Raw genomic sequence first — 25,983 nt, 5'->3', positions numbered from 1 at the left:
TGACATGTCATTTGTGAGCGCTAACACTCAACTCTGGTACAGACGCCGCCTTCCAGCGCCTCCCCCACCCACCCGTCGACCCCGGATCGAGGCACCATGGCGCACTCCGGGCGACTGCTCTCCGGCATCCTCGGAGCGGCCCTCGCCTTCGGCCCTCGGACGCCTCCGCCGACCGGGCCGCCGACACCACCCGGCCGACCGCGGCCCCCTGGCGCCCTGACGACGCCCCGTACCGCGCCGGGCGGGGCTGCCCCCCGCCCGGCGCACCCGGGCTGCTCCCGCCCCTCGCCCGGCGCGGCCCGAACTCCCCTGCCGTACCGGCCTTCTGGGCGACCGTCCGGAAGGCCGGTACGCTGCCGTAGGCGGTCCGTGCCGTCGCCGACGCGGGGGGTCGCACATGTCGAACACCGTTCTGCTGCTCCTGTCCCTCGGCCCGCTCGCCCTGATCCTGGCGCTGATCGCCGTACAGCGGGCGAACGAGGTCGACGACGCGTACACCGGGGAGGTGACCGACCGGTGGGTCAGCACGTCGTCCGGCACCTACGGCACGACGACCCGCTGCATGGTGCGGATCCGCACCGACGGGGGCCGGGAGCTCGCCGTGGCGGTGGACGGCCGGACGTACCAGGCGCTCGGCGTCGGCGACCGGGTGGTCAAGACGCCGGGTACGCGCTGGCCGGTGCGGTCGGAGTGACGGGCTCCGCCGGCGACTCCGCCCGGCTCGGGACGGCGGGGAGGGTCGGGGTGACCGGGAGGACCGGGGTGACTGGGAAGTCCGAGGGCTCCACGACGGGGCCGTCCGGGCCGCCCGGGGCGTCCGCCCGTCCGTGGCGGCCCGGCGTCGTGCCGAAGGCGAGCCGGAACGCCTCGATGAAGCTGCTGGGCGTGGCGTAGCCGCAGGCCGCTGCCGTCGCGGTGACCGTGCGGCCGGTCGCGAGCAGGGTCAGCGCGTGCTGCAGCCGCAGCTGGGCCCGCCACTGCGGGAAGCTCATGCCGGTCTCCCGCCGGAAGAGGCGGCTGAGCGTGCGCTCGGACGCCCCGACGGCCGTGCCCAGCTCGGCCAGCGTCCGCGGATCACCCGGGTCGGCGCCGAGCAGGGCGGCGACGTCGCGCAGCCGGGGGTCCTGCGGGGTGGGCAGCCGCCGGTCGAAGGAGGGCGCCTCGGCGAGTTCGTCGAGCGCGACCAGTTCCAGGCGCTCGCGGCGGCCGCCGGTCGGCGCGTGCGGCCCGCTGAGCACGCCGATCACCTCGCGCAGCAGCGGACTCACGGCCAGCACGGTGGGGGCGTCGAGGGCGAGCGGGTTGACGTCGGCGGCGAAGGTCAGGCAGCGCAGCTCGCTGGGCCCGTGCGCCCGGTGCGCGTGCGGCACACCGGCCGGGATCCACACCGCGCGGTGGCCCGGCACCGCCCACGAGCCGCGCGCGGTGGAGACCTGGAGCACGCCGCGGGCGGGGCAGATCAGCTGGTTGACGCTGTGGAAGTGCCAGTCGATGCGTTCGCGGTCGGCCAGCGGCACCCTGCTGGGGCCCTGCGGATCACGGCGGGTTGTCGACACAAGATGTCAGAATACCGAAAGCCCGCACCCGGTCGCGGACGCCAGGCTGGTCGCCGTCAGCGGACACCATGGACGGCAGGGGGCACGGCGCATGGCCGGCACACGGCACCAGCAACCACAGCGGCACCGTCGCGAAGGGCACGGCACGGGCGCGACGCCACCAGCGCCACCAGCGGCAACGGAAGCGACGGCAGCCACGGCGGCCGGGCAGGACACCCGGCAGGGGGTGTGGCGGCGGATGCGGCTGTGGGGCCTGGCGCACGCCGTCGACGACCTCTACCAGGGGCTGGTGCCCGCGGTCGTGCCGTACTTCGTGCTCGACCGCGGTTACGGCTACGTCGCCGCAGGCGGGCTCACCCTGGCCGCCACGCTGGGCAGCTCGGTGCCGCAGCCCGCGATCGGGATGGCCGTCGACCGGATGCGGCTCGGCCGGCTGCCCGCGGCCGGACTCGCCCTCGCCGGCATCGGGCTGGGCCTGTCGGGCCTGGCGCACTCGTACGCCGCCGTGTGGGCGCTGGTGCTGCTCTCCGGGCTGGGCGTGGCGATGTTCCATCCGTCCGCGGGCAAGGCCGCCCGGGAGGCCGCCGGGGACAGTACCGCCGCGATGAGCGTCTTCGCGGCGGGCGGCAGTGTCGGCTTCTTCCTGGCGCCGGTGCTCGCCACCCCCGCCCTGGCGGCCTGGGGCGTGCGGTCGACCCTCCTCTTCATGCCGCCCGCCCTCCTGATGGCGTACGTGCTGCTGCGCGGCCGCCACCGGCAGCGCGCCCTCGCCGCGGCGCGGGCGGCACAGGTGCGGAACGGCGCCGACCGGTGGCCGCCGTTCCTGGTGCTCACGGCGGTGGAGGTGGTGCGGTCGGTGGTCTTCTTCGGTGTCAGCACCTTCGTCGAGCTGTACTGGCTGCGCGACCTGCACGCCTCGCACGCCCTGGCGGGCACCGCGCTGGCGTGCTTCCTCGGCGGCGGTGTCGCCGGGACGCTCGGCGGCGGGCGGCTCGCCGACCGGATCGGCATGGTGCGCACGGTGCAGCTGGGCACGGCACTGGCGGTGCCCGCGCTCGCGGGGCTGTGCCTGGCACCGGGCCGACTGGTGCCGCTGCTCTTCGCGGTGCTGACCGGCGCCGCCCTGAACCTGCCGTTCGCGGTGCTGGTGAAGCTCGGGCAGGACTACCTGCCCACCCGGCCGGGAACGGCGGCCGGCGTCACGCTGGGCCTGGCCGTGAGCGCCGGCGGGCTGGTGGCACCGCTGCTGGGCCTGGTGGCGGACGCGCACGGGCCGCAGGGCGTGCTCGCGGTGCTCTGCGGGGTGCCGGTGGCCGGGCTGGCGCTGGGTGCGTTCCTGGTGGAACCGGGGCAGGAGGCGGGTCCGTCGTCGCCGGTGTGACGGGGGCCATGTCGGGGGTGGTGGTGCGGGGGTGGGTGGTGGGCGGGGGGTGGGGTGGTGGTGACGGTCTGTCGATGGTGTGGGCGGGGTCACGGGGGTTTTTCGGTGACGGGGGCCACATCGGGGGGTGGTGGTGGGTGGTGGGTGGCTCAACGGTGGGGGCGGGTGGGGTGTCGTACCGGTGGTAACGGTGCTCTGGCCTGCGGTGAAACCGAAATGCTGGATTTGTCCGGTTCGGCCTCGTAGCTTCGAAACCAGTGCAGCGAGCCACCGCGGCCCCCGGGCCGAAGGAGCGGGTTCCGCAGCACCGAGGAACGCAAGGCCCATCGCTGGGCCTGTCGACGCAGGGTCCGGCCGTACGGTCGTGGCCCGCCCGGAACCGCCCGGGACACCGAGAGGAACCGTATGATCTTCCGTCGCGAGACCACCACCGCCGGCACCACCACCGCCACCCCGGGCAAGCGCCGGGTGCGGATGGCGGTCATGGGCGGCGCGCTGGCCGTCCTGCCGGTGGCCGGGCTCGTCACGGCGAACACCGCCTCCGCCGCGCCGGTCTCCACCTGGGACAAGGTCGCGCAGTGCGAGGCGACCGGCAACTGGGCGGTCAACTCGGGCAACGGCTTCTACGGCGGTCTGCAGTTCACCTCGCAGACCTGGGGCGCCTTCGGCGGCCACGCCTACGCCGCGAACGCGCACCAGGCCAGCAAGGCCCAGCAGATCGCCGTCGCCGAGAAGGTCCTGGCCGCGCAGGGCCCCGGTGCCTGGCCGGTCTGCTCCGTCAAGGCCGGCCTCACCCGCTGAGCCCTGGCACCCGAACCCGCTGAACACCCGGCCGGGACCCGGCCGACCCCGCGCGTAGCCCGCGCCACCCGAACGGCCCGCACCCCTACCCCGGGAGCACGGCCGCCGACGCCCCCTGCACCGCCGCGACCCGGCGAGGCAGGGGGCTCGCCGTTTTCCGGGATCACGGACGGACGACGACCGCCGGCGGCGGGAACGGCTCCCGCAGGGTGAAGGCCTGCGGGCTGTCGATCGGGACGAGTAGGCGAGCAGGCGAGCGATCCGCGCACCGCGCGCGGGACCGAGCCGGAACGGGCCGGGGCCGCCACCGGCGTACAGGTGGCGGCCCCGGCCCGGCAGCGGCGTCAGGCGTAGGCGTTGAACTCGGTGACCGACCACCAGGAGGTGGCCGTGCCGGTCTGCACGACCTTCACGTACCGGGCGCTCTGCGCCGGGAAGTCGACCGTCACCAGCGCCCCCGCACCACTGCCGGACGCCACCGCCGACCCCCACGACACCCCGTCCGAGGACAGGAACACCTGGTAGCCCCGCGCGTAGTCGTTCGCACTGCCACCCGAGTCCATCGAGATCCGCGCCAACGACCGCACCGCACCGGTGTCCACCGTGATGCTCTGCCCCGACACCATCGGCGCACCCGACGACCAGCGCGTCCCCGCGACACCGTCCAGCATGTTCGCCGCCACGTCACCGCCCCCGGTCGAGGACGCCGACGCCGACCACCCCGTCCGCGGCAGGACGGTCGGCGAACCGCCGGTGCCGCCGCCGGTGGTGTACGCGTTGAACTCGGTGACCGACCACCACGAGGTGGCCGTGCCGGTCTGCACGACCTTCACGTACCGGGCGCTCTGCGCCGGGAAGTCGACCGTCACCAGCGCCCCCGCACCACTGCCGGACGCCACCGCCGACCCCCACGACACCCCGTCCGAGGACAGGAACACCTGGTAGCCCCGCGCGTAGTCGTTCGCACTGCCACCCGAGTCCATCGAGATCCGCGCCAACGACCGCACCGCACCGGTGTCCACCGTGATGCTCTGCCCCGACACCATCGGCGCACCCGACGACCAGCGCGTCCCCGCGACACCGTCCAGCATGTTCGCCGCCACGTCACCGCCCCCGGTCGAGGACGCCGACGCCGACCACCCCGTCCGCGGCAGCAGGGTGAGCCCGCCGCCGGTGCCGCCGCCGGTGGTGACGGTGGTCTGGCCGGTCAGGCGGAGGTCACGGGAGGAGGAGCCGACGGAGACGGTGTGGGTGCCGGCGGCGGTCGTCCACGAGCCGGACCAGTACTGGAAGCTGCGGGCGTCCAGGGTGAGGGTCACGTGCTTGGTCTGTCCCGGGTCGAGGGCGACCTTCTGGAAGCCGCGCAGGTTCTTCGGCGGCTCACCGCTCGCGGCCGGCTGGCCCACGTACACCTGGGCGACCTCGGAGCCGGCACGGGTGCCGGTGTTGGTGACGTCGAAGCCCACCGCGACGCTGCCGGAGGCGTCCGGCGCGGAGACGGTCAGGCCGGAGTAGCCGAAGGTGGTGTACGAGAGGCCGTAGCCGAACGGGAAGAGCGGCGCCTTGTTCTTCGCGTCGTACCAGCGGTAGCCGACGTTGATGCCCTCCGTGTACTGCACGCTGCCGTTCTGGCCGGGCCACTGGGCGGCCGTCGCGGCCGGCACGTCGGCGAGCGACTTCGGGAAGGTCACCGGCAGTTTGCCGGAGAAGTTGGTGTCGCCGTAGAGCAGGGAGGCGATCGCCGTGCCGTCCTCCTGGCCGGGGTACCAGTTCTCCACGATGCCCTGCACCGCGTCGGCCCACGGCATGGTCACCGCGGAGCCGCTGTTGACGACCACCACCGTCCGCGGGTTGACCGCGGCGACATCGGCGACGAGCTGGTTCTGCGCGGCGGAGAGGTCGATGTCGCGCAGGTCGGAGCCCTCGGACTGGAAGTCGCTGACGAAGACCACGGCGACGTCGGAGGTGCGGGCGGTGGCCACGGCCTGGTCGTGCGGCGTCTGGCCCGGCACCTGCCAGCCGAGGGCCGCACTGCTGCCGCCGCCCGCCTGGTAGTAGTCGACCTCGATGCTCACCGGCTGCCCGGCGGTCAGCGTGATGCTGCCGGTGCGGGTCGTCGGGCCCTGGTTGTACCAGTTGTTGATGACCTGCTGGCCGTTGACGATCAGCCGGGAGCCGTCGTCGCTGTTCAGCGAGAACTGGTAGCTGCCGCTGGTGGGGGGCGTCAGGGTGCCCGTCCACTTCACCGACCAGTTGGTGGTGTTGACGCCCGGCGCGGGCGAACGGCCGCCCCAGACGGTGTCGACGGCGGAGTCCACCCGGCTCGTCACCACGGCGCCGGAGAGGTCGGTGCTGTTGTGGTACTCGCCGTACAGGCCCGTACCGGTGCCCGAGGACGGCTTCAGGACGGACGTCGGCACGGGCGGCAGCGAGCCGTCGGCCGACGGCACCCCCTGCGCGAACGTGACGGTGGCGGACGATCCCGCCCGGTCCTTGATGCCCTGGTAGGGCGTCACGACGTACGGGGCGTTGACCGCGGCACTGCCGCCGCCCTGGGTCATGGCCCCGGCACCCGCGCTGTCGCCGATCACCGCGATCGAGCGGACCGACGGGGCCACCGGCAGCACGGACGCGCTGTTCTTCAGCAGGACGCTGCCGTCCTGGGCGACCTTCCGGGAGACGGCCGCGTTGGCGGCGGAGGTGACGACGGCGTCCCGGTTGCCGTTCTGGGTGCGGTCGAAGAGGCCGCGGCGGAACATCGACACGAGCACCCGCCGGGTGTGGTCGTCGACCGTCGCCTGCGTGACCTGCCCGGCGGCGACGGCGTTCGTCAGCGCGGTGCCGTAGTAGTCGCTGCCCGGCATCTCCACGTCGAGGCCGTTGTTGGCGGAGGCCACGGTGGAGTGGGTGGCGCCCCAGTCGGCGGTGATGAAGCCCTTGAAGCCGAACTCACCCTTGAGGATGCCGTTCTGGAGCGGTCCGTTCTCGCAGGCGAAGGCGCCGTTGACGGCGGAGTACGAGCACATCGCGGAGTCCGCGCCGCCCTGCCGCACGGCGGTCTCGAACGCCGGGAGGTAGACCTCGTGCTCGGCCCGGTCGGAGACGACCGCGTTGTCGGCGATCGAGTTGCGATTGGTCTCCTGATTGTAGACCGCGAAGTGCTTCACCTGCGCCATCGGGCCCTGGCTCTGGATGCCCGTGATGTCCGCCGCGGCCAACTGGCCCGCGAGGTAGGGGTCTTCACCGAACGACTCGAAGGCCCGGCCCCAGCGCGGGTCACGGACGATGTTGACGGTCGGGGCGAGCACGACGTTGGTGCCCTTGCCCCACTGCTCGGAGCCGAGCACCTGGCCGTACTGCCGCATCAGGTCCGGGTCCCAACTCGCCGCCCCGGCCACGGGCGCGGCCAGCTGGGTCACGCCGGTCAGGCCGTCGCCCGCACCGACCGGGCCGTCCTGGAAGTGCAGCGCGGGAATGCCCAGCCGGGTGTTGGCGGGCACGCAGCCCGCGTAGCCGCAGGACGGGCCACCGTGCAGCATGGTGAGCTTCTCGGCCTGGGTCATCGCGGCGAGCAGTTCGTCGGCACGCTGCTCGGGGGTCTGGGCCGCGTTGGTCCAGGGCTGGTCTGCGGCCTGCGCGGGGGCGCCGAGGACGGCGAGCGCCCCGGCCACCAGCAGCGCGGCGACGGACCCGGCCAGGGCGGATCGCGGTTTCGGACGACGCACGGGGACTCCTGACGACAAGAGAGGCCGCGGGCCTGCACGGCACGCGGCCGAGTGGGGGGTGACCGCCGCCGGGCACCGGTCCGGGGCCGCCCCGGGTGGGGAGGCGGCCCCGGAGGGGCGGCGGACCGTTGGGGTCGCCGCGCGGGGGGTGGGTGCGGGGCCGGTGCCCGTGGTGGGGGTCCGGCGCTGCGGGTGGGGGTTCGGCGGTTCTGGTGGGGGCTCGGCGGTTCGGTGGGGGGTTCGGCGGTTCTGGTGGGGGCTCGGCGGTTCGGTGGGGGGTTCGGCGGTGGGGACGGCGTGCTCGTACGTGCGCGTGCCCGTACGGGCGGGTGGGGGTGCCGTCGCGCGAGGAGAGGCCGCCGGTGCGTGCGGTGGGGTGGGTGGGCACCGCGCAGCCTCAGAGAGCGCTCTCCCGGAGTCTGCTGGGACTCCGGGGACCTGTCAAGACATCGCACCGCACCGGCGGCGTCGACCATCGCAGCACAGGAGCTCGCGCACGGCTCGAAAACCCGCCCGGACCTGCCGGAACGTCACTCCGCAGCGCCGAATCCCGGCTCGGCCCCGACTCAAGGCCGGAGGCGCCGCACGGTCACAGGAAGGCGACACCTCGGGAGAGCGCTCACTCGCCCTCCCGGTCGTCAGCCCTCACCCCCGGGCGCTCCCCCGGGTGCTCACGCCTGCACGGGTGCGGCCGCGGCGACGCGGAAGCCGGTGTTCCCGGTCGAGCTGTCCGGCGTGTTGGAGCTGCGGGCCGCCACCCGGTAGCGGTTGCAGTACGAGTCGTGGCACATGTGCGAGCCCCCGCGCATCACGTGGGCGGTACCGGTGGGCGGCCCGACCGGGTCGACGCGCGGTCCCGTGCGGTGGAAGTCGGCGCTGAAGCGGTCGGCGCACCACTCCCACACGTTGCCGACCGTGTTGTAGAGGCCGAAGCCGTTCGGCCGGTACGAGCGGACGGGTGCCGTGCCGCGGTGCCGCCCGGTGTTCGACGTCGGGAAGACGCCCTGCCAGATGTTGAGCATCTCCCTTCCGTCCGGCGCGAGTTCGTCGCCCCACGGGTAGCGGCGCTGCTCCAGGCCGCCACGCGCGGCGTACTCCCACTCGGCCTCCGTGGGGAGCCGGGTGCCCGACCACGCGCAGTAGGCCCGGGCGTCGTTCCAGGAGACGTGCACCACCGGGTGGTTCTGCCGGGCGGCGAAGCCGGAGCCGGGGCCTTCGGGGTGCCGCCAGTCGGCACCCTCCACCGCGTGCCACCACGGGGTGCCGGCGACCGTACGGGACGCGGCCCGCAGCGCGTCGGGCAGGAACCCGGCGAAGACGAACGAGAAGCCGAACCGCTCGGCGTCGGTGACGTACCCGGTGTCCTTGACGAACGACGCGAACTCGGCGTTGGTGACCGCGGCCGGGGCGATCCTGAAGGCCCCGATCTCCACCGGGCGGACCGGCCCCTCGCCGTCCGCGGGGAAGCCCACCGGATCGTCGGTGCCCATCAGGAAGCGCCCGCCGGGCAGGTCGACCAGACCCCGGGCGGCCCGCAGCGCCGCCGGCGAGGGCCGCTCGGGCGCGGCGGGGTGCACGTCCGTGGGGTGCACGCCTGCGGGGTGCGCGTCCGCGGGGGCCCCGGCCGCGGGAGTCCGGGCCGCGGGGGCGGCGAGCGCGAGCAGGACGGGGCCCGCCGGGTCCTCGTCGGACGGCGGGTTTCCGGGGGTGCAGCAGGCGCGCATCGGTGCTTCCAGGGGGTCGTCGGGCGGGCGTGGTCGAGCCTAGCGGCCGTGGGAGGGAGCCCGGCCGGGCCGCCCGGAGCGTGGGGTGCTCCGGGCGGCCTGCGGCGAACCCCGGGTGGGGCCGGGGCGTTTCGGTCCCGGGCGGCCGGCGCCCGGGCGGATCAGGCCGACCGGTCAGCGGCCAGTGCGGACGCCAGCGCGGGTATGCCGAGCCGCTGTTCGTCCTGCGGCGTGGCCTGGTAGAGCAGGTTGGTCAGCTGGTGCGGGTCCGCGACGAGGTCGTAGTACTCGCGGAAGACCACCTCGCCGGTGCCGACGGGCTTGCCCGCGGCGTCCGTGTGGATCTTGTAGTACTCGGTGTACTGCTTGCTGTCGCTCACGTACGAGGACCACGTGTTCGGGCCGCCCGCGGCCGTGCCGTGCTTCCACCACTCGACCAGCAGGTGGTCGCGCCGGTACGAGGTGAGGAGGGAGTGGCCGTCGTGCGGGGTGTCCGGCGTGATGCCGGCCGCGTCGAGGATGGTCGGGGCGATGTCGATGTTGGCCACGATCCGGTCGTCGACGGTGCCCGCACCGAGGCCTCCGGCGGGCCACGAGACGTAGAACGGCACCTCGATGGACGGCCGGTAGGGCACCGACTTCTTCAGCCAGCCGTGGTCGGCCCAGGTGTAGCCGTTGTCGCCGAGGTAGATGACCAGGGTGTTGTCCAGCTGGCCGAGTGCGGCGAGCTTGTCGTGGAAGGCCTGCACCGCGTCGTCCACGGAGAGCAGGGTGCGGAGCTGACGGCGGCGCAGCGCCTGGCCGTCGGCGAGGGTACCGGTGGCCTCCTGGATGAAGCCGGGCTTGTCGCTGCGGTCGGGCTCGGTGACGCCGGGGCGGCCGTTCCAGGCCAGCACGGCCGTGTCGGCGTACTTCGCCTCGGGCGTGTTGGGCTCGTGCGAGGCCTTGGGGGCGACGAAGGCGAACCACGGGCGGGTGTCGGTGGCGGCCTTGTCGAGGAAGGCGAGGGCGCGGTTCTTGATGACCGTGGTGCTGTAGCCGGGGATGGTGCGCAGCGTGCCGTTGTCGTTCCAGGTGCCGTCGTTGTAGACGACGGGGCTCTCCAGCAGCCACTCCTCGAAGTGCGGCGGGTTGTCGGCGGCGTGCCAGGCGTTCAGGTACTTGCCGAAGAGGCCGGTACGGTAGCCGGCCTGCTTGAGGTAGCGCTGCACGGTGGTGTGCTGGTCGAGGTTGTAGGGCGAGGAGTTGTCGAGCACGCCGTGGTTGTGGGCCTGGCGGCCGGAGAAGATCGAGGAGCGGGACGGGGCGCAGAGGGGGGTGGCGACGTGGCCGCCGCTGAAGCGTACGCCGTGGTCGGCGAGCCAGCCGACGGTCTTCGGGGTGGCCCACTCGGTCTGCTTGGGCTGGTCGTCGGTGAGGATGACCAGGATGTTGGGGCGGCCTGCGGCGGGTGCGGCGGCAGCGGGCGTGGCGGCGGCCAGGGTGCCGAGGGCGGGTGCGGCGCCCGCGGCTGCGACGGCGGCGGCTCCGGCGAGGAATCCCCGGCGTCCGACGCGGTTCCGGTCGTTCCGGCTCATGAGGCGGTCCCTTCGTGAACGGGTGGGCGGCGCGGGTCGGCCGCGTGCGGACCGCGCCGGGGCCGCCGGGCGGCGCGCGTGCACGCCCCCGGGTCGGTCCGGCGCTGCCGCACGCGGCCGTGCGTCCGCCGGACGGCGGTGCACGGGTGGGTACGGTGGCCGGGCACCGCCCGGCCTGCGCTGGGTGCTTCGGGAACGATCTCCCGCAGCCCCGGAAGCGAAGGTAGGTGGCGCGGGAGAGGGCCCGCAATGCGGGCAGGGCGTTCACCATGCGGATTTCACAGTGCCGTTGCGGGACGTCACGCAAAGGTCGCCGACGCACCGTCAGCGGACGTACCGCTCCGCCCGCCGGTACATGCCAAGCGGGCGGAGCGGGGGTGCGCCGAGGCCGAGGCGCCGTACGCGGGCCGCACTCGGCCGTACGCGGGGCCGCACTCGGGCCGTACGCGGTCAGGCCGGGGTGCCGGTCCGTTCCTCCTGGGACACGGCCGACAGCGGGCGGGCGAGCGATTCCAGGCTGCGGCGTTCGGCCCGCACCCCGATGAAGGCCTCCACCAGGCCGGCGAGAGCCATCAGCGAGGCGCCGATGCAGAACGCGAGCGTGGTGTCGCCCGGCACCCCGCTGCCGACGAGCCCGTTGAAGAGCAGCGGGCCCGTGATGCCGCCGAGCGCCGTGCCGACGGCGTAGAAGAACGCGATGCACAGCGCGCGGGTCTCCAGCGGGAAGATCTCGCTCACCGTCAGGTACGCGGCGCTGGCACCGGCCGAGGCGAGGAAGAGCACGGCCGTCCAGCACGCCGTCATGCTCACCGCGTCGAGGGAGCCCTGCTGGAAGAGGTAGGCCGTCCCGAAGAGCAGCACACCGGAGCCGATGTACGTCCCCGCGATCATCGGTTTGCGGCCCACCGAGTCGAAGAGGTGACCGAGCAGGAGCGGGCCGAGGAAGTTGCCGATCGCGATGACCGCGAAGTAGTAGCCGGTGTGCCCCTCGGGCACGTCGAAGAACGTCGTGAGGATGACCGCGTAGCCGAAGGTCACCGCGTTGTAGAGGAACGCCTGGCCGACGAAGAGCGCGAGTCCGAGGACGGTCCGGCGCGGGTAGTCGCGGGTGACCGTGCGGGCGATCGCGAGGAAGGAGATCGCACCGCGCGGCTGGATCACGATGCTCTCCCCGGGCTTGTCCAGGGTCTTCCCGGCCTCGCGTTCCACGGTCCGTTCGGCCTCCGCCACCAGGCGGTCCGCCTCGGCGGCCCGGCCGTGGGTGAGCAGCCAGCGAGGGCTCTCCGGCACGTGGCGGCGGACGAGCAGGATGACCAGGCCGAGGACGACGCCGATGCCGAAGGCGAGCCGCCAGCCGACGTCGGTGGCGAAGAGCGCCGTGTCGAGCAGGGCGATGGAGGCGAAGGCCCCGACCGCTGCGCCGATCCAGAAGCTGCCGTTGATGATCAGGTCGATCCGGCCGCGGACCCGGGCCGGGATGAGCTCGTCGATCGCGGAGTTGATGGCCGCGTACTCGCCGCCGATGCCGAACCCGGTGAGGAAGCGGCAGATGAAGAAGAACCACGCCGTCCACGAGAAGGCCGTGACCGCGGTGGCGGCGAGGTAGACGGCCAGGGTGATCATGAAGAGCTTCTTCCGGCCCAGCCGGTCGGTCAGCCGTCCGAAGAAGAGCGCGCCGACGCAGGCGCCGGCGACGTAGAGGGCGGCGGCGGTGGTGGTGACCTGGGCGGTGCTGATGGCGATGCCGCTGCCGGGCTCCGCGAGGCGGCCGGCGATGTTGCCGACGATGGTCACTTCCAGGCCGTCGAGGATCCAGACGGTGCCGAGACCGATCACGATCCGCCAGTGCCACCGCGACCACGGCAACCGGTCGAGTCTGGCCGGTACGTCCGTTCGGACGGGTGGCCCGTAGTCCTTCGCGGCACCGCCGGACCGTGCGCCCGCTGCGATCCCCTGCATGGCTGCCTCCCGAGCCGGGTCGGGCCGGGCGGGGTCGGCCCGGCGCTGCACGGCGTCTGCCCGGCGGACCGGCGGGCACACCGCCCGCGCGGCGACGGATGCGGGCGGCGCGAACGGCGCGAACGGCGCGGGCTGAGGGTCAGTCGGGAGGCCCGCCAGGGCGGACCTCCTGCAGCAGGCCCCAGGTGAAGTCGGCCGTCCAGGGCCGCGGAGTGCCGGCCGAGTCGGGCGCGGTGAAGTCGAGGTGCCGCCGGGTCGGCGCACTGCCCTCCCGGAGCACGGCGGGCGGGAACGCCAGGGCGACGTCGCCGACGACGCGGCTCCACGGGGCGAGGTCGGCGACCGTCGTGGCGGCGGGGGGCGGCACATCCTCGGCGCGCACCAGCCACTCGTTCCAGACGGGGCCGCCGGCCGGGCCACCGCTGTGCGGGCCACCGCCGTGGGGGACGCCGCCCTGCGGGCCGAGCAGGATCTCGAAGCGCAGGTCCGGCCAGAGCGGCAACGGCCACTGCTGCGCCGTGCAGTCGAGGTCACCGATGCGGCGCGGCAGGACGACGGGCGGCGGGCCGAGCACCGCGGCGAAGCGGCGCGCGCCGTGCGGGAAGCGGGGCGAGCGGAGCATCGCCTGCCACCGCTTGTTCGCCTCCCGCATCGCGGCACGGGAGGATCCGAGCCGCTCGACCGCCTGCTCGACCAGCTCGGGCCGGAAGTCGGCCATCCGCCGCAGCAGCACCAGCTGGAACTCGGTGGTCGCGAAGCCGTGGATCGCCATCCGGCCAGGCTAGCCCGGCCCACAGCCCTCCTGCCGCGCGCCCGGACCGGCCGCACCCGCGGTGGTCCCGGCCCGGACGACCTGCCGGGATCGACCCGGCTCCGGGCGGTCGGCTCCGTCAATATGTCGACCTGGCGACAGTGCCGTCGGCGGACGGTCGGCGCAGTCGTCTCAAGTACCTTGCGGCGGGAGCCCGGTGGACCTCCCCGCTGTCCACGTACACTGACCGGCATGGCATGCCGCATCAGTGAGCTGGTCATCGACGCCGCCGACCCCGACCGGCTCGCCGCGTTCTGGAGCCGGGTCCTCGGCTACGTCGAACTCGGCCGGGAGGACGACGGAAGCATCGAGATCGGGCCACCTGACGTCGGCTTCGGCGGCCCGCAGCCCACCCTGATCCTCAGCCCCAGCAGCGACCCGCGGGCCGGGAAGCTCCGGCTGCACATCGACGTCAACGCCACCGACCGCGACCAGGACGCCGAGTTGGAGCGGCTGCTCGCCCTCGGCGCCAGGCACGCCGACGTCGGCCAGACCGGCACCGAGAGCTGGTACGTCCTGACCGACCCGGAAGGCAACGAATTCTGCCTCCTGCGCACCCGGCTCAAGCCCATCTGATCCCTGCACGAGCCTGCACCGAACCGTTCGGTGCCCGAGCCGTTCGGTGCAGGCTTCCCTCGGTGCCCGAGCCGTTCGATGTCCACTTACCTCGGTGCCCACTTACCTCGGTGTCCGAGCCGGTCGGTGCCCGAGCCATCCGGTATCCGAGCTATCCGGCCTCCGAGCCGGTCGGTGTCGGATTGGCGCTGCGCTCCTACGCCGGTTGCTCGGCGCGGGCCGCGACCGGCTTCGGAGTGAGGCGCAGCACGAGCACGTACGAGACCACCACGGCGACGATGACCAGCGGCACGACGGTGACGCCGTCCGACCCGATGAGGAGGGTGGCGAGCAGCACCGAGGTCAGGGGGAGCTTCAGCATGGCCACGCACATCGCGCCGATGCCCATCGCCAGTCCGGCCGTGGTGCCCAGGCCGGGCAGGTGGGAGAGCGCGAGTCCGCCGGCGGCGCCAGCGAACAGCGCCGGGAAGACGGGGCCGCCCCGGAATCCGCTCATCGTGACGGCGTAGGCGAGTGCCTTGCAGGCGGTGAGCACGGCGAGGGTGACGGCCGAGTAGCCGGTGCTCGCCGAGATCAGGGGTGCGAGCTGGTCCTGCCCGGAGTAGAGCACCTCGGAGATGTCGTTGCCGGTGCCTTCCGCGTACACGAGGGCGATCAGGCCGACGACCACGCCGGCCAGCACGGTGCCCACGACGCGTCGGCGATCGACCCGGTCCTGCAGGACGAGGGCGACCCGGTGGATCGCCGTACCCACGAGGGCGGCGGCGATGCCGATGACGAGGGCCCAGCCGAACCCGGCGAGGTCGGGCCGGCTTGCGTGGGGCACGTCGCCGAGGCCGAGTGAGTAGGTGCCCAGCCCGGTCCACGAGCCGAGGCCGGTGAAGATGAGTGCGCCGATGCCGGCCGCGAGCAGGCCCGGCACCAGGACCATCCCGAGCATGGCGCCGCCGATACCGGACGCCTCCATGAGGAGGAAGGCTCCGATCAGGGGCGAGCCGAGCAGGGTGCTGACGGCGGCGAAGCTCCCGGCGACGCCCACGACCTCGGCGCCTTCCTTCGGGAAGTCGCGCTTGGCCAGGCGGACGGCTCCGATGGCCAGCCCGCTGCCGAGGGCGATGAGCGGCGCCTCGGGCCCCAGCACCGCGCCGAGGCTGAGGGTGGTCAGTGCCGCCAGGGCGATGCCGGGGAGGTCGACCGGCCGGGTCTGGCCGGTGGCGACCAGTCCTTCCGCGGGCTTGTGCCCGGCGGTGCCGGGCAGGTGGCGGATGGTCAGGGCGACCAGTAGTCCGGCGATGGCGAGCAGCGGCACCGCCCACCACGACGGGGTGCCGTCGAAGCCCAGGCCCTTCGGCAGGTCGGTGTAGACGAGCGACTGGAGTTCGGAGACGAGGGCGAGGAAGCCGAACGCCGCCGCCGACACCGGCACGCCCAGCACCGCCGCCACCACGAGCACGATGACGTAGCCGCGGGTCCGGACGAGCGCGTACGGGTCCTTGGCGGCCGTCTCGGGCCGTCCGCCGGGTCCGTCCGGCATTGCGCACCGCCTCCTCAGCACTCGATCCGGGGCGCCGCACGGGCGCCGGTGGGCCGTCGGCCCGTGGTGTCATGCCTGGTGTCCCGATCCATCACCGGTCGTTCCAGGCGGCAGCCGTCGTCCCGGAGATCGGGCGGACCGGAGATCGGGCGGACCGGAGATCGGGCGGACCGGCGGGGGGCCATCAGGGCAGGCCCACCCGGGCGGGCCGCTCAGGAGGCGGCCGGGTCGGCCACGGCGGGCAGACGGCCGTCCCGGACGGCGTCGACCAGTGTCCGGTGGTCGCGCTCGTTCTGGTCGGCGTAGCTCTCCCCGAAGACGGCGAGCGCCCGGTCGAAGGCCTCGCCGCCGCCGAGGTACCCGGCGATGGCGATCCGGTCGCCGGAGCGCGCGTGCGCCCGGGCGAGCGTGGCACCGCAGATCTCGCCGAACGCGTGCATGCCCTGCGGCACCATCAGTTCGGGCTGGGCGATGCCCTTCCAGTCGCGCAGCTGCCGGACGTAGAAGTCGCGGCGCCTGCCGTCGATGCCGTCGACGTGCTCCCAGCCGAGGAAGATGTCGCTGGCGGCCTGCATCAGCCGCTGGCCGGAGACGACGCGCTCGCCCTGGTTCTTGTACACGCTGGCGCCGACGTGGGGGGCGAGCACCGAGGGGCCCGCCTCCTTGGCCTGCAGCAGGAGCGGGTCGCCGCCGTCACGGCCCAGCATGAGGAAGATCCAGCAGCGGGTGCCGACGCTGCCGACGCCGACGACCTTGCGCGCCACGTCGACCAGGCGGTAGTCGTCCAGGAGGGTGCGCCGGTCGGAGGCCAGCGTGCGGCCGTAGCGCGTGACGAGCTTCTTCAGCTCGCCCTCCAGCGCGCTGCGTTCGACGTCGGGCAGCAGGTCCCCGATCGGTGTGAGCAGCGGCGGGTCCGCCGCGATCCGCAGCTGCCCGCCGACCGTCTCGGTGAGCTTCTCGAAGGCCTGCAGGCTGTCGCGGGTACGGGCCTTGGCCATCGTCTTCGCCAGCGCCTTCCGGCCCCGCTTGGCGAGGCGTCCGGCCGCCAGGTCCTGGAGCCGCTCCGCGTCGATCCGGGCGTACCAGACGTCGAGGTTGCGCATCCCGGCGAAGCGGGTCATCGCCTCGCGGTACGCCCGTACGGCGGCCTGCACGATGTCGGCGCGTTCGGCGTCGTCGAAGTCGTTGGCCCGGCCGGCGATGACGAAGCTGGTCGCGAGCCGCTTGACGTCCCACTCCCAGGGGCCGGGCAGCGTCTCGTCGAAGTCGTTGATGTCGAACAGCAGGTTCCGTTCGGGTGACGCCAGCAGGCGGAAGTTCAGCAGGTGTGCGTCGCCGCAGAGTTGGGCGCGGATGCCGGAGTCGGGGGTGCCGGCCAGGTCGGAGGCCATGATCGCCGCCGCGCCGCGGTAGAAGCGGAACGGCGACTCGGTCATCCGCCCGTAGCGGATCGGTACCAGCTCGGGCACCCGGGTGGCCGACTGGGCTTCGAGGATGTCCAGCGGGTCCGGGCGGTCGGCCGGGGGCCGGTACTCGGCGTGAGCCGAACGGGGTACGGCGCGGCGGGCCGCCCTGCCGCGGGCCGTCCGCTGCTCCGGGGTCTCGCCGGGCACCGCGCGGATCGCCGCACCGGATTTCTCTGCCATCGGGGTCTCCAGACTGCCGCACGGCCGTGGCCGCGGCCTCCAGGGCACCTGCCGGGGCCCGTCGGTGACGCTGCACCGGCCCGCCGTGAGAACGTCGTGGCCGGGACGGGCGGGGTGCTCGCAGCACCATCATCACGGACGGCACCGGTTCCGGCATTGCCGACACGGGTGGCCCCGGCAGCGGTCGGCGGGCGGCGGCAGCACCACCCGGACACGCCGCCCCGGTGGTGGGCGGACGCGCCGGAGTATCTCCTGGGAAGGCGAATCAGCCGTCCGCCGCCCGTCGTGGCGGCGGACGGCCATCGACCCAGGGAGAGCGCGATGGCCTCGAACGAGTCAGGGGCGGAGCCGGCCGACCCGGACGGCACGCCCCCCGCAGAGGGGTCGGCGCCCGACGGCGCCTCGCCCTCCGGGCCGCCTACGGGCGGTCCCGCGAAGACCCCGCCCGGCGGGTCGTCACCGGCGCCGGCCCCGACGCCGCCTCCGGCACCACCCACACCCACGCCCGCCCCCACAGCTGAGACCCCGACAGCCGCAGCAGCAGCACCGGCGGCAGCGGCACCGGCGGTTCCGGCCGCGGCGCCGACGCCGCCGCCGGCCGGCGGGCCGGGGGAGGTCGAGGAACTGAAGCAGCGGATCGCCCTGCTGGAGAAATCGGCCCCGCACCACCGGCGTCACCACTTCTGGCGGACCACCGGCTCCACCGTCCTGATCGTCGTGGCCTCCCTCCTCGCGCTGCTGTCCGTCATCGCCGTGTGGACGAGCAGCTTCGTCGGCGACACCGACCGGTACGTCGCCACGGTCGCCCCGCTCGCCTCGGACCCGGACGTGCAGGACGCGGTCAGCGCACGCGTCACCTCCGCGGTACTGGAGCAGATCGACGTCAAGGCGCTGGTCAAGCAGTTGTCCGACGCCGCGGCGCAGCAGGGGGTGCCGGCGGAGGCCTCCACCCTGATCAACGGTCTGAGCGGCCCGATCACCAGCGGCCTGACCGAGCTGGTGAACTCCACCGTCCACAAGGTCGTCTCCAGCAGCGCCTTCGAGAAGATCTGGACCGACGCGAACCGCGCCGGGCACAGCGCCGTCGACAAGGCGCTGACCGGCGAGGGCGGCGGCGTCGTCTCGCTGGAGAACAACCAGGTCGCCATCGACATCGGCCCCCTGGTGGCGCAGGTGAAGGACCAGCTGGTGAGCTCCGGGCTCGGGGTCGCGGCCAAGATCCCCGAGGTGCACACCCAGTTCGTCGTGTTCGCCTCGAAGGACATCGGCAAGGTCAAGTCGTACTTCCGCCTGCTGGAGATCCTCGGCACCTGGCTGCCGATCATCACGGTGCTGGTCGCCGCGGCGGGCGTCTTCCTGGCCGTCAACCGGCGCCGGGCGCTCGTCGGGGCCGCCGTCGGCGTGGCCCTCGCGATGCTGCTCGTCGGGGTCGTCCTCACGGTGTTCCGGGCGTTCTACCTCGACCACCTGCCGCCGGGCGCGAACCAGGCCGCGGCCGGGACCGTGTACGACACGCTCATCCGGTTCATGCGGGCGAGCGTCCGCGCGGTCGGCGCACTGGCCGTGATCACCGCCCTCGGGGCCTTCCTGATCGGCCCGTCGCGGGTGGCGGTCGCGGTCCGTACGGCGTGCCGCCGGGCGGTCTCCGCGCTGCGGGAGGTCGCCTACTCGTTCGGGCTCCGGCTGGGCGCGGCCGGCCGGTTCGTCCACCGCTACAAGCGGTGGTTCGGCGCCCTGATCCTCGCGGTGGCGGCGATCGTGCTGTTCACCTGGAGCTACCCGACCGCCGCGGTGGTGACGTGGATCGCCGTGATCGTGCTGATCGCCTTCGCCGTCCGGGAGTTCCTCGACACCGGACCGGAGGAGGGCGCGCAGGGCCCGCCGACGGGGCCGGGCGGCGCCGCTCCGGTCAGCCGCTGAGCTTCGCCCGGTCCTCGCGGTCGCGCCGGGCTCCGACCCGCCGCCAGATGGCCCGCTGGCAGCGGAGCGTCCCGGTGCCGACCACGATCAGCACCACGATGTTGAGCAGCAGCTGGATCAGCGAGCCCCGGGCCTCCGTCCAGCTGGTGAAGGCGACGGACACGCCGATGTCCGCGGCGGCCGGGATCGTCGTGACCGAGATGAACACGCCGAGCAGGGCGCTCGTGCGGGCCTCGGTGAGCGACACGATGCCGACGATCCCGGCCAGGGTCGCCACCGCCACGGAGAAGAAGTTCGGTGTGTTGATCAGGTTGGACACGGGCCGCAGCCCGATGTCGAACGCCTGGGACTGCAGCCCGAAGGCCCGGATCAGCACGCTGAAGGCGAACGTGGCCGTGATCGCCAGGGCGAAGCCGAGGCCCAGCGCGAGGAAGCCCCGCCGGACCCGCGGACGGTCACCGCGGTCGATGCCCAGCGCGATGCTGACGATCGCCCCGTACTCGGGGCCGACGACCATGGCGGCGACGATGAGGATCTGGGAGTTGGTGACGATGCCGACCGATCCGATCAGCCCGGCGATGACGAGGTAGAGGAAGAAGCTCGGCGCGTACGTGCCCTCGGCGCGGATCCTCGCCTCGACCTGCTCCCAGACCGGCGCGCGGGTGAGCGGTCCGAGGCGGCGCGAGCCGATCTCGGCGGCCCGCCCGGAGAACGCGATGTCCACCGGCTCGATGACGATGGAGCCGCGGCGGTCCAGGTGCACCGCGCGCAGCGACTTCAGCACCTCGTTCGCCGCGCCGGTCAGGACGTCGCAGGCGATCGCGTCACCGTCCGGGTTGCGGGCGGCGCCGGGCGACACGATCAGGTTGAGCACGCAGGGATCACCCGCGAGGAGGCCGACCACCCGGTCGGTGAGGTCCGGCGGACTCACCGCACGGACGTGGATCATGTCCATACGGAGCCTCCCCGCGAGCCGGCCCTCACGACGGCGTCCCTCCTGCGGACGCCCCGGGCGTGGGTACGGGCGCGGCGTCCGGGGCGGGGCTCAGCAGCACCACGGTGTCCCCGGCCTGCGGGGTCGGCACCCGGGTCACGGTGACCGGGACGAGGCTGCCGTCCGGGCGGACGAGGAACAGCAGTTCGTGCCGGGCCGGCAGGGCGCCGTCGACCCGGTGGGTGACGATCCGCGCCCCGGACGCGTACCGGCGGACCAGTTCGGGGCGGGTCAGTCCCGCGTCGAACAGCGCGTCACCCCCGGTGAAGCGCGCCACCACGCCCTTGCTGTCGGCGGGCGGGCCCAGGCGGTGGACGGGCCCCTCCACGCTCTCCCGCAGCGTCATCGCGGCGAGCGCGTTGAAGTCGTCCTCCTGGGTGAGGAGCAGGACACCGGTGATGCCCTCCAGCTCGGCGCCGGCGCCGGACGCGGCCGCGAGGAGCTCGCCGGCCGCGAGCTCCAGCCCGGCCTGCTCGATCTGCGTGCGCTGGTCGTCGGCTCCCGCCCACATCAGCACGTCCAGCCCGGCCGAACGCAGCGCGCGGCCCAGGTCGACGACCCACGGGTCGCCGCCCACCAGCAGCGGCCGCGACCGCGCAGGACGGAGCACCCCGAGCCGGCGGGCGGCCGGGTAGGCCGTGAGGCCGTACAGCATGACGGTGGCCACGATCACGACGAACGTCGCCGGGAGGATCCGCTCGGCGCCGACGATGCCCCGGTCGACGAGGGTGACGGAGAACGTCGACGCCGTGGCGGCGGCGACGATGCCGCGCGGCGCCATCCACCCGACGAACCACCGCTCGCCGCGCGGGACGTCCGTGCGGAGCGCCGCCAGGTGCGCCACCAGCGGCCTGGTGACGAGGACGAGCACGGCCACCAGGGCGAGCGTGGGCAGCACCACGTGCCGCAGCGAGGCCGGGGTGACGGTGGCCGAGATGGAGACGAACAGCAGGCCGATGATCAGCGAGACCAGCGTCTCGAAGAACGGCCTGCGGGCGGGGATGTCCACTCCCGGGAGGTTGGCCATCGCCATCCCCATCACCACGGCGGCGATCAGGCCCGTGTCGTCGCGGAAGGCGTCGCACGCGGCCGCCACCCCGACCACTGCGGCGAACTGCACCGTCGTGCCGAGCACCTCACCGAGCCGCAGCCGCCGGAGCAGTTCCCACAGCACCCACGCGCCCACCGCTCCCCCGGCCAGTCCCACCCCGGCGCTGATCCAGAACGCCCCGGCCTGCCGCGCCAGACCCTCGTGGTCGGAGCTGGTCACCGCGTGGAAGACCAGTGCACCGAGGATGCCGCCGACCGGGTCGATGAGCGAGCCCTCCCAGATCAGGATGCGCTGCAGCCGCTCGGACGGGCGGACGAAGTTGAGCAGCGGCCCCACCACCGTGGGCCCCGACACCACCAGGATCGCGCCCAGCATGACGGCCGCCCGCTTCGACATGTCGAGCACGGGCACGGCGAACAGCGCCGCCGACGCCCAGGTCAGCAGGGTGCCGAGCCAGAGCAGCCTGATGACGACGCGCCGGTTGTGCCCGGTGAGCCGCTTCAGGTCGAGGCCGAGCCCGGCGTCGTAGAGGATCACGGCCACGGCCAGCGAGACCAGCGGGGAGAAGGCCTCGCCGAGGAGCAGCTGCGGGTTGACGTCGTCGGTGAGCGCGCCCGCGGTGAAGCCCGCGGGCAGGAGGAGGAGCAGGGCCGGCACGCGCAGACGGCTCGCCAGCAGCTGGCACCCGACCGCCAGGACGACGATGATCCCCACACCGGCGAGTACGTCGTCGGCGGTCACGGGCGTCCCTCCCCGGGATGCGGTCCACCGGCCGGCACGTCCGTGCCGACGGCCGTCGAGCCCGCCCCTGCGGTCACTGCTGTCTCCCGTCGCCGCTCGTCCCTCGTACGCCGAGGGCCGGTACCGGGGGACCACCATCGCCGGGAACCGCCGCCACCGGGGCGGCGGCTCGCCCGGCCCGCCCGCACCGGGCGGCGATGTCCCCCGGACGGCGCAACGCGGCGCGGCACGGCACGGCACGGCGCGACGCGACGCGGCAGGTGGGACCAGGTGGCGCGGCGTGCGTGCGGGCCGGTCAGACGCCGGGCCCGACCACCACGTTGTCCAGCGCCTCGCCGGCCGCGTAGCGGTCCAGCTGGGTGCGGAGCAGGCGCAGCGCCCGCGGGAGGAACGCCGAGCTGTTGCCGCCCACGTGCGGGCTGATCAGCGTGCGCGGGGCGCTCCAGAGCGGATGCCCCGCGGGCAGCGGCTCCGGGTCCGTGACGTCGAGGGCCGCGGAGAGCCGGCCGCGGCCGAGTTCGGCGAGCAGCGCCCCGGTGTCGACCACCGCGCCCCGCGCCACGTTGACCAGCAGGGCCTCGTCCCGCATCGCGGCGAGGAACCGGGCGTCCACGAGACCGCGGGTCTCCGCGGTGAGCGGCACCGTCAGCACCACCACGTCGGCCCGGGGCAGCAGGCCGGGCAGCTCGGAGAACGCGTGCACCGGCCCCCGGGCGGCCGTACGGGCGCTGCGGGCCACCCGCAGGATGTCGCACTCGAACGGGACGAGTCGCTCCTCGACGGCCGCGCCGATCGAACCGTGCCCGACGAGCAGCACGGTACGGTCGGCGAGCGACGGGAACGAGCCGCCCCGCCACTCACCGGCGTCCTGCGCCCGGACGAAGCCGGGCACCCCTCTGAGCGCCGCCAGCAGCAGCGTCACGGCGAGTTCGGCGGTGCTGGCGTCGTGGACACCCCGGGCGTTGCAGAGCGTCACGCCGGGCGGGACGAACGGCCGGAGGTCGTCGACGCCCGCCGACAGGCTCTGCAGCACCCGCAGCCGGGGCATCCGCTCCAGCAGCGGCAGCGCGGCGGCCGCCCGGGTGTAGGGGACGACGAAGAACTCGACCTCGCGGAGCACCGACGCGGGTGGCGGCTCCGTGGCACCGTCCCAGACCTCCACCCGCAGCCCGGGGAGGCCGCCGAGCCGGTCGGGCGGGTACGGGAGCAGGATCCTGGCGGGCGCCCCGCCAGAGGCGGCACCGCCGGACCCTGCGGGGTCGACGGGGCCGGTCGGGTTCGTCGGGCTCACGGGGCTCATGAGGTGATCTCATCAGCCTGCGGGCGCCACGGCAATCGACGGCCGCCGACCTGCCCGGCCTTCTGTCCGAGCCCTGCGCGGCCCCTGCGCGGCCTTCCTGCCGGGCGCGGTGCCCGAGTGCAGGGCACCGCGCGGGCGCCCTGCACTCGGGGTGGCGGTCAGGTGCGCTGCCGTACGGCGCTGCGGAGGACGAAGGACGCCACCACCTCGAAGAGGCCCAGCAGGAGCAGCCACAGCCCGAGAAGCCGGGCCAGGGCCACCGCGGACTCGACCGGGTAGGCGAGGACGACGATACCGGCGATGACCCCGAGTGCGCCGAGGAAGACGGCGAGGCCGCGGCCGGGTGCCCCGCGGGACCCGAGCGCGACGAACAGCGTCAGGATGCCGGCCAGCAGCCAGTAGGCGCCGACGATGAGGGCGAGGAAACCGACCGTCTGCAGCTGGTGCCGGAGGCAGAGCACACCGGCGAGGACGGCCAGCAGGGAGAGCACGACGTGCAGCACGCGTGCGCCGGCCGAGTCGTCCTGGGTGAAGGCGGTCACGAAGCGGACCCCGCCGGCGACGAGCAGCTGCAGGCCGATGATGATCGCGACCACCCGGGCGGTCTCCTCGGGCCAGCTGAGCATGACGACGCCGGCGACGATGGTCAGCACGCCGAATCCCAGCGCCCACCACCATGACCTGCCGAGTCCTGCGAGCCAGTCCTGCGGGTCCGCCGGGGTGGTTCCGAGAGGTGTTGTCACGGCTCGACTCCCTCACGTGCCAGGGGCTTGCCGGGGGCGGAACGCCCTACCCCTTCACAGGAAGTGTCGCCCCTCCGGCGCCGTGGGGCATCACCACCCGTTCGGGCGATGGACGCCCGGGCGGGGACGGACCCGGGCGGGGTGCCGCCCGCCCGGGGCGTCGGGGTGCCGCGGGCGGGCGGAGTACGGACCGGGCTGCCCGAAATCCGGCCGACGGGCCGGACCCCGCGCCGGCCCGGTGGCGGCGGGTGTCAGGCCAGCGCGGTGACGGGCGCGAAGCTGGTGTCGCTGCGGAAGAGGTCGCTGCCGTCGGCCGGGTCGACCCGCAGTTGGTAGCTGCTGTGGCGCAGGTAGCGGCCCGGGTAGTTGTAGGACTCCAGGCGCACGCTGCCCACGATGGTGCCGGCGCGGGGAACGAAGGTGGCGTCGCCGGCGAAGGTGGACGTGCCGTCGTTCGGGTCGAACCGGGCGCGGAAGCCGTAGTGCCGCAGGTAGTTGCCGGCGGAGTCCCGGAAGGAGAAGGCGTTGCCGTCGGCGAGGCCCGCCACGACGGAGAACGTCGACGCCTGCCGCTCCGCGGCCGCGCTGGACGAGCCGACCACCGGGAGGTTCAGCAGGCCCGACTGGTTCTGCCAGTGCCGGGTCGGGAAGTTCACCGACTGCAGCGACCGCGTGGTGCCGGCGGTGAGCACGGCGCTCGCGGTGACCTGCTCCCGGAGGACGGTGAAGTGGCGGGCCGTGCCCGAGATGCCCGGCAGCGCCTGCGGCGCCGACCAGGTGGTGAAGGTGTCGTAGCTGTCGCTGAAGTAGTACTGGCCCGCTCCGTAGCCGTCGAAGAAGAGGCGCCAGCCGCCGTTGTCGAGCTTCACCAGGGCGGGGCCTTCGCGGTAGCTGCCCCAGCCCGCCCAGTCGCCGGTCTTCCTGATGGTGTAGGGCCCCGCGAGGGACGTCGCGGTGGCGTACTCGATGTACTTGGTCGTCTCGTTCTTGGTGAAGGCGTGGTAGGTCGACCCGATCTTCACGATGAAGGTGTCGATGTGGTTGGGGCCGATGCCCGCGAGCGCCGTCGGCGCCGTCCAGGCGGTGAGGGCGGAGGTGGTGGCCCGCAGCAGGTAGGGGGTGAAGTTCCACTCGTCGCTGGTGACCGAGCAGGAGACCACGACGTTGACCGAGCCGTCCGTGTCGACGAACCACTCGGGCGCCCAGGCGCGCGACAGGTCGGCGATCGGCACGGTGTGGTCGTAGAGGTGTGTCCAGGTGGTCCGGTCGGTGCTGCGGGCGAAGCCGATGGTGGTGCTGGCGTCCTGCCAGGTGTGGGTGGTGTAGGTGAGGTAGTAGGCGCCGTCGGTGTGCCTGAAGACGCTCGCGTCGCGGATCCGGTCGGCGGGCGGCGTGTAGGCGGCGCTCTTGAGCAGGCGGAAGTCGGTGGCGTCGTCCGACTGGTAGACGTTGACCGTCGCGTCACTGGCGTTGGTGAACGCCACGACGGTGTACCGGTCGGCGGAACCCGCCGCCGGGGCGGCGGCCCGGGCGGTGCCGGCCAGCACGGGCAGCTCGGCGGCCAGGAAGGCCGAGGCCGGCAGGACTGTCATCGCCCGGAGGAGGGTCCGGCGGGACGGGGTACGAGCGTTCATGGTCTTCCCTGGGGGTGGGGGTGTGCGGCGGGGCCTGAACGGCCGCTCGGCGCCGTGCCCGCGACGGCGCTTCCGATCACCGGCGCTGGATGGAAGGGCAGTCGGCGGGGATGCGGCCGGGCCGGGCGTGAAGGCAAGGCTGCGGCCCGGCCCGGTCCGGTCGGGCACGGGAGTCCGATGTCCGGCCGCGCGGGGGTACGGGGGGTACGGGCGGCACCGACGATCTGTTTGCGTTAACAAACGGCTGTGAGTGAGTGTGGTCCGGCGACCGGACGGCGTCAAGCGCTTGCCCACACGTCTCGTTCATCCC

18 protein-coding genes are annotated in these 25,983 nt (G+C 73.9%); 5 read left to right on the top strand and 13 right to left on the bottom strand.

The features are described 5' to 3' along the window. Window positions 1-397 precede the first annotated feature (397 nt). Window positions 398-694 carry a hypothetical protein gene (locus tag OG335_RS37305; protein WP_405009436.1) on the top strand — a complete coding sequence of 99 codons (297 nt, stop codon included), beginning with the start codon at window positions 398-400 and terminating at the stop codon, window positions 692-694. On the opposite strand, the gene OG335_RS37300 is transcribed toward OG335_RS37305, so the two are convergent. Then, the gene (locus OG335_RS37300) at window positions 654-1,556 is read right to left on the bottom strand and encodes a helix-turn-helix domain-containing protein (protein WP_405009437.1); all 903 of its coding nucleotides are present in this window, start codon (window positions 1,554-1,556) and stop codon (window positions 654-656) included. The two genes, OG335_RS37305 and OG335_RS37300, sit on opposite strands and share 41 nt — an antisense overlap. A 238-nt stretch (window positions 1,557-1,794) precedes the next feature. Between OG335_RS37300 and OG335_RS37295 the strand changes: the two genes are divergently transcribed. Next, on the top strand, window positions 1,795-2,937 hold the full coding sequence (locus OG335_RS37295; RefSeq protein WP_405009438.1) for an MFS transporter: 1,143 nt from the start codon (window positions 1,795-1,797) through the stop codon (window positions 2,935-2,937). A 405-nt stretch (window positions 2,938-3,342) separates the two neighbouring features. Next, complete coding sequence (locus tag OG335_RS37290) at window positions 3,343-3,738, top strand: transglycosylase family protein (protein WP_405009439.1); 396 nt, start codon at window positions 3,343-3,345, stop codon at window positions 3,736-3,738. 344 nt (window positions 3,739-4,082) lie between these two features. Here the strand turns inward: OG335_RS37290 and OG335_RS37285 are convergent, their stop codons facing one another. The 5 genes from OG335_RS37285 to OG335_RS37265 form a co-directional block, all read right to left on the bottom strand. Then, complete coding sequence (locus tag OG335_RS37285) at window positions 4,083-7,463, bottom strand: glycoside hydrolase family 3 C-terminal domain-containing protein (RefSeq protein ID WP_405009440.1); 3,381 nt, start codon at window positions 7,461-7,463, stop codon at window positions 4,083-4,085. A gap of 671 nt (window positions 7,464-8,134) precedes the next feature. After that, window positions 8,135-9,187 (bottom strand): formylglycine-generating enzyme family protein, encoded by a 1,053-nt coding sequence (locus OG335_RS37280; RefSeq protein WP_405009441.1) that lies wholly within the window; start codon window positions 9,185-9,187, stop codon window positions 8,135-8,137. A 161-nt stretch (window positions 9,188-9,348) separates the two neighbouring features. Then, window positions 9,349-10,764, bottom strand: a complete 1,416-nt coding sequence (locus tag OG335_RS37275; RefSeq protein ID WP_405009442.1) for a sulfatase — start codon at window positions 10,762-10,764, stop codon at window positions 9,349-9,351. Between the two features lie 450 nt (window positions 10,765-11,214). Continuing rightward, complete coding sequence (locus OG335_RS37270) at window positions 11,215-12,723, bottom strand: MFS transporter (protein WP_405009443.1); 1,509 nt, start codon at window positions 12,721-12,723, stop codon at window positions 11,215-11,217. Between the two features lie 139 nt (window positions 12,724-12,862). Further along, window positions 12,863-13,495: a hypothetical protein gene (locus tag OG335_RS37265; RefSeq protein ID WP_405009444.1), complete on the bottom strand. Its 633-nt coding sequence runs from the start codon at window positions 13,493-13,495 to the stop codon at window positions 12,863-12,865. A 231-nt stretch (window positions 13,496-13,726) separates the two neighbouring features. Here OG335_RS37265 and OG335_RS37260 point away from each other — a divergent pair, with 231 nt between their 5' ends. After that, the gene (locus OG335_RS37260) at window positions 13,727-14,110 is read left to right on the top strand and encodes a VOC family protein (RefSeq protein WP_405009445.1); all 384 of its coding nucleotides are present in this window, start codon (window positions 13,727-13,729) and stop codon (window positions 14,108-14,110) included. A gap of 196 nt (window positions 14,111-14,306) precedes the next feature. Here the strand turns inward: OG335_RS37260 and OG335_RS37255 are convergent, their stop codons facing one another. Further along, a complete protein-coding gene (locus tag OG335_RS37255) occupies window positions 14,307-15,644 on the bottom strand; it encodes a chloride channel protein (RefSeq protein ID WP_405009446.1) in 1,338 nt (445 codons plus the stop codon). A 212-nt stretch (window positions 15,645-15,856) separates the two neighbouring features. Next, a complete protein-coding gene (locus tag OG335_RS37250; protein WP_405009447.1) occupies window positions 15,857-17,290 on the bottom strand; it encodes a DUF2252 domain-containing protein in 1,434 nt (477 codons plus the stop codon). A gap of 717 nt (window positions 17,291-18,007) precedes the next feature. Here OG335_RS37250 and OG335_RS37245 point away from each other — a divergent pair. After that, entirely contained in the window at window positions 18,008-19,210 is a 1,203-nt protein-coding gene (locus tag OG335_RS37245; protein WP_405009448.1) for a hypothetical protein, read from the top strand. On the opposite strand, the gene OG335_RS37240 is transcribed toward OG335_RS37245, so the two are convergent. The 5 genes from OG335_RS37240 to OG335_RS37220 all read right to left on the bottom strand — a co-directional run bounded on the left by OG335_RS37240 (window position 19,200) and on the right by OG335_RS37220 (window position 25,631). Beyond that, window positions 19,200-20,165 carry a DUF389 domain-containing protein gene (locus OG335_RS37240; RefSeq protein ID WP_405009449.1) on the bottom strand — a complete coding sequence of 322 codons (966 nt, stop codon included), beginning with the start codon at window positions 20,163-20,165 and terminating at the stop codon, window positions 19,200-19,202. The two genes, OG335_RS37245 and OG335_RS37240, sit on opposite strands and share 11 nt — an antisense overlap. Before the next feature lie 25 nt (window positions 20,166-20,190). Beyond that, the gene (locus tag OG335_RS37235) at window positions 20,191-21,996 is read right to left on the bottom strand and encodes a cation:proton antiporter (RefSeq protein WP_405009450.1); all 1,806 of its coding nucleotides are present in this window, start codon (window positions 21,994-21,996) and stop codon (window positions 20,191-20,193) included. Window positions 21,997-22,291: 295 nt separating this feature from the next. Then, window positions 22,292-23,296, bottom strand: a complete 1,005-nt coding sequence (locus OG335_RS37230) for a 2-hydroxyacid dehydrogenase (protein ID WP_405009451.1) — start codon at window positions 23,294-23,296, stop codon at window positions 22,292-22,294. Window positions 23,297-23,454: 158 nt separating this feature from the next. Continuing rightward, window positions 23,455-24,039: an HdeD family acid-resistance protein gene (locus tag OG335_RS37225; protein ID WP_405009452.1), complete on the bottom strand. Its 585-nt coding sequence runs from the start codon at window positions 24,037-24,039 to the stop codon at window positions 23,455-23,457. Window positions 24,040-24,290: 251 nt separating this feature from the next. After that, window positions 24,291-25,631 carry a glycoside hydrolase family 43 protein gene (locus OG335_RS37220; protein WP_405009453.1) on the bottom strand — a complete coding sequence of 447 codons (1,341 nt, stop codon included), beginning with the start codon at window positions 25,629-25,631 and terminating at the stop codon, window positions 24,291-24,293. Window positions 25,632-25,983 lie beyond the last annotated feature (352 nt).

The organism is Kitasatospora sp. NBC_01539, from assembly GCF_045040525.1.
GTDB lineage: Bacteria > Actinomycetota > Actinomycetes > Streptomycetales > Streptomycetaceae > Kitasatospora.
The sequence above is the reverse complement of the archived record's forward strand: the minus strand, read 5'-3'. Positions and strand labels throughout refer to the sequence as shown.